General features: G+C 73.6%; 12 protein-coding genes. 7 read left to right on the forward strand and 5 right to left on the reverse strand.

Annotation, left to right across the window (positions count from 1 at the left end; translation table 11 throughout):
• Positions 1-25: 25 nt before the first annotated feature.
• Both ABD374_RS19975 and ABD374_RS19980 read right to left on the reverse strand, forming a co-directional pair.
• Entirely contained in the window at positions 26-1,294 is a 1,269-nt protein-coding gene (locus ABD374_RS19975; RefSeq protein WP_344496946.1) for a glycosyltransferase 87 family protein, read from the reverse strand.
• 162 nt (positions 1,295-1,456) lie between these two features.
• A complete protein-coding gene (locus tag ABD374_RS19980) occupies positions 1,457-1,654 on the reverse strand; it encodes a hypothetical protein (protein WP_344496916.1) in 198 nt (65 codons plus the stop codon).
• A gap of 300 nt (positions 1,655-1,954) precedes the next feature.
• Here ABD374_RS19980 and ABD374_RS19985 point away from each other — a divergent pair, with 300 nt between their 5' ends.
• A complete protein-coding gene (locus tag ABD374_RS19985) occupies positions 1,955-4,153 on the forward strand; it encodes a HelD family protein (protein ID WP_425577277.1) in 2,199 nt (732 codons plus the stop codon).
• Positions 4,154-4,766: 613 nt separating this feature from the next.
• A complete protein-coding gene (locus tag ABD374_RS19990; RefSeq protein ID WP_344496917.1) occupies positions 4,767-5,039 on the forward strand; it encodes a hypothetical protein in 273 nt (90 codons plus the stop codon).
• A 176-nt stretch (positions 5,040-5,215) separates the two neighbouring features.
• On the opposite strand, the gene ABD374_RS19995 is transcribed toward ABD374_RS19990, so the two are convergent.
• The gene (locus ABD374_RS19995) at positions 5,216-5,905 is read right to left on the reverse strand and encodes a copper homeostasis protein CutC (protein WP_344496918.1); all 690 of its coding nucleotides are present in this window, start codon (positions 5,903-5,905) and stop codon (positions 5,216-5,218) included.
• A gap of 179 nt (positions 5,906-6,084) precedes the next feature.
• Here ABD374_RS19995 and ABD374_RS20000 point away from each other — a divergent pair, with 179 nt between their 5' ends.
• Positions 6,085-6,825, forward strand: coding sequence for an HD domain-containing protein (locus tag ABD374_RS20000; protein WP_344496919.1), 741 nt, complete (start codon positions 6,085-6,087; stop codon positions 6,823-6,825).
• Positions 6,826-6,974: 149 nt separating this feature from the next.
• Complete coding sequence (locus ABD374_RS20005) at positions 6,975-8,225, forward strand: Cmx/CmrA family chloramphenicol efflux MFS transporter (RefSeq protein WP_344496948.1); 1,251 nt, start codon at positions 6,975-6,977, stop codon at positions 8,223-8,225.
• A gap of 144 nt (positions 8,226-8,369) precedes the next feature.
• Here ABD374_RS20005 and ABD374_RS20010 read toward each other — a convergent pair whose 3' ends face one another.
• Together ABD374_RS20010 and ABD374_RS20015 are read right to left on the reverse strand one after the other, a co-directional pair.
• The gene (locus ABD374_RS20010; protein ID WP_344496920.1) at positions 8,370-8,642 is read right to left on the reverse strand and encodes a DUF4031 domain-containing protein; all 273 of its coding nucleotides are present in this window, start codon (positions 8,640-8,642) and stop codon (positions 8,370-8,372) included.
• Positions 8,639-8,998 (reverse strand): hypothetical protein, encoded by a 360-nt coding sequence (locus ABD374_RS20015; RefSeq protein WP_344496921.1) that lies wholly within the window; start codon positions 8,996-8,998, stop codon positions 8,639-8,641. Before ABD374_RS20015 ends, ABD374_RS20010 begins: the two co-directional genes overlap by 4 nt.
• A 75-nt stretch (positions 8,999-9,073) precedes the next feature.
• On the opposite strand from ABD374_RS20015, the gene ABD374_RS20020 reads away from it, so the two are divergent.
• The 3 genes from ABD374_RS20020 to ABD374_RS20030 are packed head-to-tail and all read left to right on the forward strand — an operon-like array spanning position 9,074 to position 12,677.
• The gene (locus ABD374_RS20020) at positions 9,074-10,036 is read left to right on the forward strand and encodes a MurR/RpiR family transcriptional regulator (protein ID WP_425577278.1); all 963 of its coding nucleotides are present in this window, start codon (positions 9,074-9,076) and stop codon (positions 10,034-10,036) included.
• 41 nt (positions 10,037-10,077) lie between these two features.
• On the forward strand, positions 10,078-11,088 hold the full coding sequence (gene murQ / locus ABD374_RS20025) for an N-acetylmuramic acid 6-phosphate etherase (protein WP_344496922.1): 1,011 nt from the start codon (positions 10,078-10,080) through the stop codon (positions 11,086-11,088).
• Between the two features lie 47 nt (positions 11,089-11,135).
• Complete coding sequence (locus ABD374_RS20030) at positions 11,136-12,677, forward strand: PTS transporter subunit EIIC (RefSeq protein WP_344496923.1); 1,542 nt, start codon at positions 11,136-11,138, stop codon at positions 12,675-12,677.
• Positions 12,678-12,731: the final 54 nt, after the last annotated feature.

A 12,731-nucleotide genomic window follows, 5' to 3' on the forward strand; every position in this document is an offset into this window, starting at 1 on the left:
CGCCGGGCCGCTTCATCCGCCGGCCCTATTCGCCCGGCGCACTCACCCTGCCCGCCCGGACGGCTTCGTCCCGCCCGGTGGTCCCGTCCGACGGAGGGCGGGGTTCCGGTCCGTCCGGCGGGGCGAGGAGCCAGGCGGCCGGGCCGGTCGTTCCGCTGCGGGTGCGGGCCGGGGCGGGGCGGGGCAGAGAGGGGGCAGGGGTCCGCCCGGCACGCGCCGGTCCCGCCGCCGCGTACACCAGCAGCGCCAGCCCCAGCAGCGGGTACGGGGACGCGAACGGCTGCTGCCACCACGGGATCCGGAGGTCCAGCGCCCCGTCGTGCGGCACGAGCCACAGGGTGCGCGCCGTGAAGGCGACGGCCACCGCTCCGGCCGCCCTCCACCGCCCTTCCGCGGCGAGCACCGCGAGCACCGGCACGCACCACACCCAGTGGTGCGACCAGCTGATCGGTGAGATCAGCAGCCCCGTCGCGGCGGTGGCCAGCACGCCCCACGGCTCGCGGCCCGCCACGACCGCCGCCCGGCGCGCGGCCCACAGCCCAGCCACCGCGACGCCCGCCGCGACCGCGAGCCATACCGGACCCGGTTCCGGGGTGTGCAGGACGCGGGCCAGCATCCCCTGCAGCGACTGGTTGTCGACAATCCACGCCTTGCCGACCCGGCCGGTCTCGAAGAGCCTGCGGGTCCAGAAGTCGACGCTGGCGTGCGGCAGGACGAGCGCCCCGAGCAGGACCGTGCCGGTCAGCGACGCGAGGGCGGTGAGGCCGGCGCGCACCCGCCCCGTCAGCAGCAAGTACACGACGAAGATCGCGGGTGTCAGCTTGACGCCCGCCGCGACACCGAGTGCGAAGCCCTTGCCGATCGCGTCGTCCGTACGGGTCAGGTCCCACAGGACCAGGCAGGCGAGGGCGAGGTTGATCTGGCCGAAGAGGATGGTCTGGAAGACCGGTTCGAGCCACAGGCCGACCGCGGTGGCCGCGAGGACGAGGGCGGGCGCGGCCGGGAGCCGGGCGAACCGGCAGGAGAGGTGGACGAGGAGCGCGAGGAGCGCGGCGTTGCCGGCGGCGAAGGCGATCTTGAGGGCGCCCAGCGGCAGCCAGGTGGTCGGCACGAAGAGGATCGCGGCGAACGGCGGGTAGGTGGCGGGCAGCTGCCACTGGGTGACGGTGAACCCGTACAGGTCGGTGCCGTTCGCGACCGCCGCGCCTTCCGCCCGGTAGACGAGGGCGTCGACCATGGGGATGTGCTGGAGTACGCACAGCGCGCCCAGCGCGGCCAGCGACACGGCGAGCAGGATGCCGGCGGCGCCGGTGGTGCCGGCGGCACCGGTGGTGCCGGTGATGCCGGCGGGCGTCCGGGCCGGTACGTCCGGTGATCGGGGGGTCACGCTGCGGAGTTCCACGGCCGCGACCCTAGTGGATGGCGGGCCGCCGGGCGGCCTTGCGGAGCCGCGTGGTCAGCGGCGCTTCACGCCCGCTTCCTGCGCGTACTCGCCGAGGACGGCCACGCCGAACGCTGCGCCCGCGAAGACCCTGACGGCGCGCAGGGCGGCGCCGATCCGGTGGCCGGGGTGGGGGGCCGCGCCTGTGGCGGTGGCGCCGGCGGGGCGGTTGTGGCGGGCGGAGGGGCCTGGGGTGAGGATCGCTGAAGCCATGCCTCCAGCATGAAGGCCGGACATTCTGCGCACAACGGTCTACGGGCTGAACTCCGGGCCACCGCCCTCCTCCTGAGGACCGACCGCGACCCCGACCCCACCCTGACCCCGACCCGCCCCGCCCCCCGTCCCGACCCCACCCGGCAACCGGCTCCGGGAGCCACCACCGGGGTGAAAACCCGTTGGCCCGCGGCGCGGCACTGCGGCTACAATCCCCGGTCTTCCCGCCTCCCTCCGTGGAGCGCCGCCGCCCGGACGGAAACCGGCCGGCCCACGCCGTGATCCCCCGGAGGCAACACCGTGTCCGCGCCCGGTCCCAGCCATGCCCCTACGCCCGAGTCCGAGCCCCGGAGCAGTCCCGAGCCCGGAAGCAACCCCGGGCCCGACCCCGAAAGCGACCCCCTGGGCCGTGAGCGCGCCCACCTCGCCGCCTCGCGCGCCGCGCTGCGCGCCATGCGCGAGGACGCCGAGGCCCTCGACATCCGCGACGTCACCGCGAACTGGGTGAACGCCGCCGTCCTCGGCGCCCAGATCGACGAACGCATCAAGTCGCTGGCCGATCTCTCCCACACCCCGCTGTTCTTCGGCCGCCTCGACTACCTCCACCGGGTCGGCGCGGATCAGGCGGAGGGCGCCGAGGGGGAACGCTTCTACATCGGCCGGCGCCACGTCCACGACGCGGCCGGCGACCCGATGGTCGTCGACTGGCGCGCGCCCGTCTCCCAGCCCTTCTACCGGGCGTCCCGGAAGGATCCGCTCGACGTCGGGCTGCGCCGCCGCTTCGGCTACACGGGCGGTGAGCTCACGGCGTACGAGGACGAGCACCTCTCCGACCCGGCGGAGTCCGAGGAGCGGACCAGCAAGCTGCTCCAGGCGGAGATCGAGCGCCCGCGCGTCGGCCCGATGCGGGACATCGTGGCGACGATCCAGCCCGAGCAGGACGAGATCGTACGGTCGGGCCTGTCCGGCAGCGTCTGCGTGCAGGGAGGGCCGGGGACCGGAAAGACGGCGGTGGGCCTGCACCGGGTCGCGTACCTCCTCTACGCGCACCGCGAGCGGCTGGCCAGGACCGGCACCCTGGTCATCGGTCCGAACAAGTCCTTCCTCCACTACATCGAGCAGGTCCTGCCCGCGCTGGGCGAGCTGGAGGTCAAGCAGGCCACGGTCGACGACCTGGTGGCGCCGCACGCCGAGGTGCGCGGCGCGGACGGGGCCGGCGCCGCGGTGATCAAGGGCGACGCGCGGATGGCGGAGGTCCTGCGGCGGGCGCTGCGCTCGCACGTCGGCGTCCCCACCGAGCCCGTGGTCGTGGTGCGCGGCTCGCGCCGCTGGCGGGTCCCGGCGTACGAGCTGGAAGAGATCGTGGCCGAGCTGCTGGCCCGGGACATCCGTTACGGCGCCGCCCGCGACGCGCTGCCGCAGCGCATCGCCCACGCGGTGCTCGTACGGATGGAGGAGGCGGGCGAGGCGCCCGACGACCGGGTGCAGGACACGGTGGCCCGCGCCCCGGCGGTGAAGGCGGCCGTCAAGGCGGTCTGGCCGGCGGTCGACCCGGCGAAGCTGGTCCTGCGGCTGCTGTCGGACGCGGAGTTCCTGGCGGAGCACGCCGAGGGGCTGCTGAGCGCCGACGAGCAGAGGACGATCCTGTGGCCGAGGCCGCCGAGGAGCGTGAGGTCGGCGAAGTGGTCGGCGGCGGACGCGGTGCTCATCGACGAGGCGGGCGACCTGGTCTCGCGTACGCACTCGCTCGGCCATGTCGTACTCGACGAGGCGCAGGACCTGTCGCCGATGCAGTACCGCGCGGTGGGCCGCCGCTGCACGACGGGTTCGGCGACGGTACTGGGCGACCTGGCCCAGGGCACGACGCCGTGGGCCACGGCGAGCTGGGCCGAGGCGCTGCGGCACCTGGGCAAGCCGGACGCGGCGGTCGAGGAACTGACGGCGGGCTTCCGGGTGCCGCGCGACGTCATCGCGTACGCGTCGCGGCTGCTGCCGTCGATCTCGCCGGGGCTGGCGCCGGTCTCGTCCGTGCGGGAGAGTCCGGGCTCGCTGTCGGTGCGGCGGGTGGAGCCCGGGGCAGCGGTGTCCGAGGCGGTGGTGTCGGCCTGTGCCGAGGCGCTGCGCCACGAGGGCTCGACGGGACTGATCGCGGCGGACGCGCGCGTCCCGGAGCTGGCGGCGGCCCTCGCCGCTGCGGGCCACGCGTACCTCTCCCCCGGCGAGGAGACGACGGCGCAGGCGCGGCTGACGCTGGTGCCGGCGTCGCTGGCGAAGGGCCTGGAGTACGACTACGTGGTGCTGGACGAACCGGCGGCGGTGGTGGAGGGCGAGCCGGACGAGCGGACGGGGCTGCGGCGGCTGTACGTGGCGCTGACCCGAGCGGTGTCGGGCCTCACCATCGTCCACCGGGACCCTCTCCCACCGGCCCTCGGGCAACCGGGGCTCCACCCGGGGCCCGGACGCCCTTCGGGCGTGTCCCCAGTCGCCGGAGGGGCTTGAGCGGGCCGCACTGGATGTGTGCCGCGCGGCAGCTCCCAGCCCGTCCGGCGCACGGTCCGGACGGGGCGTTCCGCTACCCACGGGGCGCGTAGCCCGTCCTCGGGGGCCGGTCCCGCCCGCCCCGTGCCTCACGGCGTGTTCGGGGCACGCGTAGAGCGTCGTTCCGGAGCCGCTGTTGCTCTGGAACCCGGCATCGGGGAATGCAGGGTTGTCCGTAGGTGGCTGTCCACGTACACCAGTCGCTTGCACCACGTTGCCGGGCACCGAAGCGTGACGGTGCGGCCTGACCACTCGTGGCGAAATACCCGGTGCGCGTACCCCAGGTCATGAAGGCCGGGGTGATCGGAACTGCTCTGCCCATCTGCGGGGGTCTCGAAGTCTCGTCTGCCGTAGTGAGAGCCCCGCCCACGCACCACGGGGGCAGCGCACGGACGGGGCCTCATGAGAACCGGCGTTCGCGTAGTCGATGCGTCTCTGGCGAAGCGAGGGGGCGGCAAACCAGGGCACTCCCGTGCCGGAACCGCAACTCCCCGCCGATTGTGACGTTAGGTGTTACATCGGCGTCTCCGCGGCGCCAGAACTCCCTCCTTCTCCTTTTTGAAAGGCTCATCGCATGAACGCCAAGAAGGTGCTCGCCGGCTCTCTGCTCACGCTTGCCGCCACCGGCTTCACCGCCTCCCCGGCGATCGCCCACGACGAGCCGTCGTACGAGTCGAACATCAACATCATCGACGACGTCTGCCCGACCATCCAGGACATCGACGCCCTCATCACCATCGAGGTGCTCGACGAGGCCCGCGCCAACCAGTGCCACGACATGAAGCACTCCGCCGTCGTCGACAACTCCGACGCCCCCGCACTGCCCGTCCTCGGCAGCGTCCGCTGAAACTCTGAGCCACAGCACCCGGTCCTGAAGCTCTTCCGCAGAGAACCCCGGGTCTCGTGAACACCTTTCACGAGACCCGGGGTTCTCTGCCGTCCGGGCGGAAAGCCGGTCGACAGCGGCGCGGGCAGGGGAACAGCTCCGCGCACCACCACCCCGCACCCCGCGCCCGCCCCCCACTACGCGTCCAGCGTCCTCCGCCATGTCCGAACCGCCTCCGCCGACACCGGCTCCGCCCAGCCCCCCGGCCGCGCCGCCCCGCCGATGTGGAAGGCGTCGATGCCCGCCGCCCGAAGCTCCGGCAGGTGGTCGAGGCGCAGGCCGCCCCCGACCAGGATCTGCGGCTCGTACCCCGGGGTGCCGCGCCTCGCCGCCTCCGCCACGAGCACCGGCAGGCCCGCGTCGACGCCCTCCACCGCACCGGCGGTCAGGTACGCGTCCAGGCCGGGCAGCTCCGCGAGCCGCTTGCGCAGCGCGTCGCGGTCCGCCGCGCGGTCGATCGCCCGGTGGAACGTCCACCGGCATCCCTCGATCTCCGCCACGACCCGCTCGACCGTGACCAGGTCCGGATTCCCGTCCGCGTCGAGGAAGCCCAGTACGAACTCGTCGGCCCCCTCCGCGCGCATCCCCAGCGCCGCCCGCACCAGCGCGTCGACGTCCCCCGCGGCGAATCCGTCCGTCAGCCGCAGCATCACGCGCAGCGGGATGTCCACCGCCGCGCGGACACGTCCGAAGGTCTCGCGGGACGGGGTCAGGCCGTCCGCCGCCATGTCGGTGACCAGCTCCAGCCGGTCCGCCCCTCCGGACTGGGCGGCGATCGCGTCCTGCGCGTCGAGGGCGATCACCTCCAGGACTGCACGGTTGCTCATGGGACCCCATTCCTCGGGAAAACAACGACTACAGGTCTAGTCCAATGTCCACCCTAGAGCCCGCGCCCCGCCGACGCATCAACGCACGCCGGTGAAGACCGCAGAGACATCGCGGGGACACGGCGGGAACGGACCGGGCCCCCTCCTGAACCGGCACACCCGACGGCAGAATGAAGGGCATGAACGCCACGGCCGCCACCCCCGCCGACGACCGGCATCCCGCGTACGACGACCTGATCCGCCGCTGGCTGGACACCGTCCCCACCGGAGGCGGAGGCGACGACGGAGGCGGAGGTGAAGGCCGAGGCGGAGGTGAAGGCCGAGGCGGAGGCGACGACGGCCGGGCCGCCGACCCCCGTCCGTACGCCGAGAACCTCCTCGCCCGCTGGTCCGAACCGCAGCGGCGCTACCACTCCATCGACCACCTGGTCGCGGTCCTGGACCACCTCGACGTACTCGCCCCCCACGCCGACGACCCGGCCGCCGTCCGCCTCGCCGCCTGGTTCCACGACGCGGTCTACCGCCCCGACCGCTCCGAGAACGAGGAGCGCAGCGCCGTACTCGCCGAGCGCGCCCTGTCCGAGCTGGGGCTCGACGGCACCCGTACGGCCGAGGTCGCCCGCCTGGTGCGGCTCACCGCCGGCCACGACCCCGCCCCGGGCGACACCAACGGCGAGGCCCTGTGCGACGCGGACCTGGCGATCCTGGCCGCGCCCCCGGCGTCGTACGCCGCCTACGCCGCGGCGGTGCGCGAGGAGTACGGCTTCGTCCCCGACGACGCGTTCCGCGAGGGCCGCGCGGCGGTACTGCGACAGCTCCTGGAGCTGCCCACGCTGTTCCGTACGCCGCACGGGCGGGCCGAGTGGGAGGCGCGGGCGCGGCAGAACCTGACGACGGAGCTGGACCTGCTCACCGTCTGACCCGCAGCACCCGGCCCGGAACACCCGGCCCGCAGCACCCGCCCCGGAGCACCCGGCCCGGAACTCCGCCGGAACCACCGGCGGGAATGCGAGCGCCGTCAGTGGTGTTTTCAACTGCCATGCCTGTCTCCGCCGATCACCGCACCCGCATGCCCCTGGCCGTGTACATACTCGGAATGGCGGTCTTCGCCCTCGGAACGAGCGAGTTCATGCTCTCCGGGCTGCTGCCGCCGATCGCCGACGACATGGGCGTGTCCATCCCCCAGGCCGGTCTGCTGATCTCGGCCTTCGCCATCGGCATGGTGGTCGGCGCCCCCCTGCTGGCCGTGGCCACGCTGCGCCTCCCCCGCCGTACGACCCTGATCACCCTGATCACGGTCTTCGGCCTCGGGCAGGTCGCCGGCGCGCTGGCCCCGACGTACGAGCTGCTCTTCGTCTCGCGCGTCGTGAGCGCCTTCGCCTGCGCCGGGTTCTGGGCGGTGGGGGCGGCGGTCGCCATCGCCATGGTGCCGGTGAACCACCGGGCGCGGGCGATGGCCGTCATGATCGGCGGCCTGAGCATCGCGAACGTGCTCGGCGTGCCCGCCGGCGCGTTCCTCGGCGAGCACTTCGGGTGGCGGTCGGCGTTCTGGGCGGTGGGCGCCGCCTCGGCCGTCGCGCTGGTGGGTGTCGTGACGCTGATCCCGCGCATCCCGCTGCCCGCCCAGAAGCCGCAGCTCAGGCGGGAGCTGGCGATCTACCGCGACGGCCAGGTCTGGCTCGCGATCACCATCACGGCGCTCGCGGCGGGCGGTGTCTTCTGTGCCTTCAGCTACCTCGCGCCGCTGCTGACGGACGTGGCGGGCCTCGACGCGGGCTGGGTGCCGACGGTCCTGGCGCTGTTCGGGATCGGCGCGCTGGTGGGTACGACCATCGGCGGCCGGGTCGCCGACGCACACCTCTTCGGCGTACTGATCAGCGGTGTCGCGGCCTCGACGGTCTTCCTGGCCGTGCTGGCCCTCTTCGCCTCGACCGCGGTGGTGGCCGTGGCGCTGTCGTTCCTGCTCGGCCTCTCCGCGTTCTACACGGCGCCCGCCCTCAACGCCCGGATGTTCAACGTCGCCGGCGCGGCCCCCACCCTGGCGGGCGCGACCACGACGGCCGCGTTCAACCTGGGCAACACGGGCGGCCCCTGGCTCGGCGGCACGGTGATCGACGCGGGCTTCGGCTTCTCCTCGACGGCGTGGGCGGGCGCGGCGATGACGGTACTGGCCCTGGTGGCGGTGGCGTTCTCGCTGCGGCTCCAGCGCGCGGGCGGCTCACGCCTGATCGCGGGTTCGGCGCCCGAGGCCGCGCGGCACACCAGCGGCGGCGATTCCAGCCCGTTGGCGGACCCCCGGACGAAGTCCGGGGGAGTGTGAGGACCGGGGTCCGGGGCAGCGTCCCTCACGCGGCGGAGCCGCGAAGTGTCACAGCGGGAAGGGCGGGTCGGGGAAGGCCCGTCACTCCCGCCCCGCCCGTCACTCCGGCGCCGGCCACCCCGCCCGTCACTCCCGCCCCGCCCGTCACTCCGGCGCCGGCCGTCCCTTCGGCCGCCGCAGCCCCGCCGCGGTGAGCCGGCGTACCAACTCCTTCGAGCCGACCTCCACCGCCCCCGCCGCCACCGCGTCCGCGTACCGCACGTCCGGCACGTCGTAGTGATCGCGGTCGAACGCCCGCGCCGGGCACCCGACGGCGGCCGCGAACGCGTGCAGTTCCTCGTACGAGACGTCGCTCACCAGGTGCGACCACATACGGCCGTGCCCCGGCCAGGTCGGCGGGTCGATGTACACCGTCATGTCAGGCTGCCGACCGGCGCCACGATCACGGCCGCCTTCACGCACACCCAGTGCGGGTCGGCCCCCAGCTCCGGCTCGACCTCCAGGGCGTGCGGTTCCCCGTCCGCGCAGACCGGGCAGAGCGGCCAGCGGCCGTACCGCTCCAGAAGCGCGTCCTGCACGTCCTGAGCTATCAGGCCCGTGACGTACGCCGTGCCCTCGGGCCACTGCTCCACCCACCACCGGCGTTGCGCGACCGCGTCCTCGACCATCGACACGACATCCGCCTGGGCCACGTCACGGGCCGTGAGGTCGGCCATGACCAGGGCGCGGGCGATGTGCAGGGCCTGTTCGAGCGGGGACGCGACGGGTTCCATGAGGCCATTGTCCCGCGCCCCGCACAGGGCGGACGCGGGGTTGACGACCCACCGGACCGAAAATATCTTTCAAGAGTGACCAATGAAGTGAAGGAAATTTTCACCGGTGCCGTCCCAGCCGCCGGCACCGGCAGCAAGAGCAGCGGCTCCGCCCCGCCCGCCCCCGCCGCCCTGGCCGCCAAGGTACGGACCCTCGCCCCGTCCATGACCCGCTCCATGCAGCGCGTCGCCGAGGCCGTCGCGGCCGACCCGGCCGGCTGCTCCGCCCTCACGGTCACCGGTCTCGCCGAGCTCACCGGCACCAGCGAGGCCACCGTCGTCCGTACCGCACGCCTCCTCGGCTACCCCGGCTACCGCGACCTGCGCCTCGCGCTGGCCGGGCTCGCGGCGCAGCAGCAGTCGGGCCGGGCGCCCGCCGTGACCGCCGACATCGCCGTCGACGACCCGATCGCGGACGTCGTCACCAAGCTGGCGTACGACGAGCAGCAGACCCTCGCCGACACCGCCGCCGGCCTGGACACCGTCCAGCTCGGCGCCGCCGTCGCCGCCCTCGCCGGGGCCCGCCGCGTCGACATCTACGGCGTCGGCGCCTCCTCCCTCGTCGGCATGGACCTGGCCCAGAAGCTGCTGCGCATCGGCCTCATCGCGCACGCGCACACCGACCCGCACCTCGCCGTCACCAACGCCGTGCAGCTGCGTTCCGGCGACGTGGCCGTGGCCATCACGCACTCGGGGTCGACCGGTGACGTCATAGAACCGCTCCGCGTCGCCTTCGACCGAGGGGCGACGACGGTCGCGATCACCGGCCGCCCGGACGGGCCCGTGTCGCAGTACGCCGACCACGTCCTCACCACCTCGACCGCCCGCGAGAGCGAACTGCGCCCGGCCGCCATGTCCAGCCGTACGAGCCAACTCCTCGTCGTGGACTGCCTGTTCATAGGCGTGGCGCAGCGTACGTACGACACGGCCGCCCCCGCCCTCGCCGCCTCCTACGAAGCCCTCGCGCACCGCCACACCCCGCGCGGCAACCACCGTTAGCAGCCCGTACGACGGGAAGACCAGAAAGAGCCGCACTCTTCATGACCTCCACCAGCACGAACGCGAACTCCGGCACGGACACGAACTCCGGCACGGACACGGACTCCGGCACGGACACGGACTCCCGCACCTACGGCGAACTGCGCGCCCAGCTCGCCACCCTCACCACCGAGGCGTTCCGCCCCGAGCTCGCCGACATCGACCGCCTCCCGACGGCCGAGATCGCCCGCATCATGAACGGCGAGGACCGCACCGTCCCCGAGGCCGTCGCCGTCCAGCTCCCCCGGATCGCCGCCGCCATCGACGCCACCGCCGAGCGCATGGCCCGCGGCGGCCGCCTGGTCTACGCGGGCGCCGGCACGGCCGGACGGCTCGGCGTGCTGGACGCGAGCGAGTGCCCGCCCACCTTCAACACCGACCCGTCCGAGGTCGTCGGCCTGATCGCGGGCGGCCCGACCGCCATGGTCAAGGCCGTCGAGGGCGCGGAGGACTCCGGGGAACTGGCGGCGGCGGACCTGGACGCCCTCGCCCTCACCCCGGACGACACCGTCGTCGGCGTCTCGGCCTCCGGCCGCACCCCCTACGCCATCGGCGCCGTCGAGCACGCCCGCGCCAGGGGCGCCCTCACCATCGGCCTGTCCTGCAACGCGGACAGCGCGCTCGCGGCCGCCGCCGAGCACGGCCTGGAGGTCGTCGTGGGCCCCGAGCTCCTCACCGGCTCCACCCGCCTCAAGGCGGGCACGGCCCAGAAGCTCGTCCTCAACATGATCTCGACCATCACGATGATCCGGCTCGGCAAGACGTACGGAAACCTCATGGTCGACGTCCGCGCCTCCAACGAGAAGCTGCGCGCCCGCTCCCGCCGCATCGTCGCCCTGGCGACGGGTGCGCAGGACGCGGAGATCGAGGCCGCGCTCGCCGCCACCGACGGCGAGGTCAAGAACGCCATCCTCGTACTCCTCGCAGGGACCGACGGCCCCACGGCCACAGCTCTGCTCAAGGAAGCGCAGGGCCACTTGCGCGCCGCGCTCCAGGCGGCCCGTACCACCTGAACCACCCGCACCTCCTCCCCCCTCCCGCACAGCAAGGCACCCGCACCATGACCGAACCCAAGAACCGCGCCACCGCCGCCGCGATCCTTCCGCTCGTCGGAGGCGCGGGGAACGTCACCTCCATCGCCCACTGCATGACCCGGCTCCGCCTGGGCCTGCGTGACCGCTCCCTCGTCCGGGACGAGGAGCTGAAGGCCCTGCCCGCCGTCATGGGCGTGGTCGAGGACGACACGTACCAGATCGTGCTCGGACCGGGCACGGTCGCCCGGGTCACCCCGGAGTTCGAGGCCCTGGTGGCGGAGGAACGGGCAGCCGCCCCCGCCCCCACGACCTCCACACCCCCCACCCCCACGGCCGACGAACTGGCCGCACAGGGCGCCGCGCTCAAGGACCGGCAGAAGGCGAAGAACGCCACCCCCTTCAAGCTGTTCCTGCGCAGGATCGCGAACATCTTCGTCCCGCTGATCCCGGCCCTGATCGGCTGCGGCATCATCGCCGGCCTCAACGGCCTCCTCATCAACCTCGGCTGGCTCGCCGCCGTCACCCCCGCCCTCGCCGCCATCGCGACCGGCTTCATGGCCCTGATCGCGGTCTTCGTCGGCCTGAACACCGCGAAGGAGTTCGGCGGTACTCCGATCCTGGGCGGCGCGGTCGCCGCGATCATCGTCTTCCCGGGCGTCGCCCACGTGGACGCCTTCGGCCGGACGCTCTCACCGGGCCAGGGCGGCGTACTGGGTGCGCTCGGCGCGGCGGTCCTCGGGGTGTACGTCGAGAAATGGTGCCGCCGCTGGGTCCCGGAGTCCCTGGACGTCCTGGTCACCCCCACCCTGACCGTCCTGGTCTCCGGCCTCGTCACCGTCTTCGGCCTGATGTTCGTGGCCGGTGAGATCTCCACGGCCATCGGCGACTTCGCGGGTTGGCTGCTGGCCACCGGCGGCGTGGCCACCGGCTTCGTCCTCGGCGGTCTGTTCCTCCCCCTCGTGATGCTGGGCCTGCACCAGGCCCTCATCCCGATCCACGCCACCCTCATCGAGCAGCAGGGCTTCACCGTCCTCCTGCCGATCCTCGCCATGGCGGGCGCGGGTCAGGTCGGCGCGGCCGCCGCGGTCTACCTCCGCCTCCCCCGCAACACCTCGATCCGCCGCACCATCAAGTCCGCGATCGCGCCCGGTTTCCTGGGCGTGGGCGAGCCCCTGATCTACGGCGTCTCGCTCCCCCTGGGCCGCCCGTTCGTCACCGCATGCGTCGGCGGCGCCTTCGGCGGCGGCGTCGTGGGCCTGCTCAACCAGCTCGGCGACTCGGTGGGTTCCACGGCGATCGGCCCGTCCGGCTGGGCCCTGTTCCCCCTCCTGGACGGCAACAAGAGCCTGGCCACGATCGCCGCGATCTACGCCGCCGGGCTGGTCGCCGGTTACGTCGCGGGCTTCCTGGCCACGTACTACTTCGGCTTCACCCGGCAGATGCTGACCGACCTCAACGTCTCCACGGACGACCCCGCGACGCCCCCGGCAACCCCGGGCACCCCGACCCCACCGCAGGAACCGGTCCCGGCCGGCCTGCCCCACGACGGGGGACACCGGTCGCCGTAAGCACACAGCACGAAGCGGCGCAGGTCGCTCGGGCAGTCACTGCCCGAGCGACCT

Source organism: Streptomyces enissocaesilis, from assembly GCF_039533765.1.
In the GTDB taxonomy this organism is placed as follows: Bacteria; Actinomycetota; Actinomycetes; order Streptomycetales; family Streptomycetaceae; genus Streptomyces; species Streptomyces enissocaesilis.

What these genes read in the sequence shown, in the direction of transcription:
- ABD374_RS19980 (WP_344496916.1), bottom strand. Translation starts at nt 1,654, where the DNA reads ATGGCTTCAGCGATCCTCACCCCAGGCCCCTCCGCCCGCCACAACCGC.
- ABD374_RS19990 (WP_344496917.1), top strand. Translation starts at nt 4,767, where the DNA reads ATGAACGCCAAGAAGGTGCTCGCCGGCTCTCTGCTCACGCTTGCCGCC.
- ABD374_RS19995 (WP_344496918.1), bottom strand. Translation starts at nt 5,905, where the DNA reads ATGAGCAACCGTGCAGTCCTGGAGGTGATCGCCCTCGACGCGCAGGAC.
- ABD374_RS20000 (WP_344496919.1), top strand. Translation starts at nt 6,085, where the DNA reads ATGAACGCCACGGCCGCCACCCCCGCCGACGACCGGCATCCCGCGTAC.
- ABD374_RS20005 (WP_344496948.1), top strand. Translation starts at nt 6,975, where the DNA reads ATGCCCCTGGCCGTGTACATACTCGGAATGGCGGTCTTCGCCCTCGGA.
- ABD374_RS20010 (WP_344496920.1), bottom strand. Translation starts at nt 8,642, where the DNA reads ATGACGGTGTACATCGACCCGCCGACCTGGCCGGGGCACGGCCGTATG.
- ABD374_RS20015 (WP_344496921.1), bottom strand. Translation starts at nt 8,998, where the DNA reads ATGGAACCCGTCGCGTCCCCGCTCGAACAGGCCCTGCACATCGCCCGC.
- murQ (WP_344496922.1), top strand. Translation starts at nt 10,078, where the DNA reads ATGACCTCCACCAGCACGAACGCGAACTCCGGCACGGACACGAACTCC.
- ABD374_RS20030 (WP_344496923.1), top strand. Translation starts at nt 11,136, where the DNA reads ATGACCGAACCCAAGAACCGCGCCACCGCCGCCGCGATCCTTCCGCTC.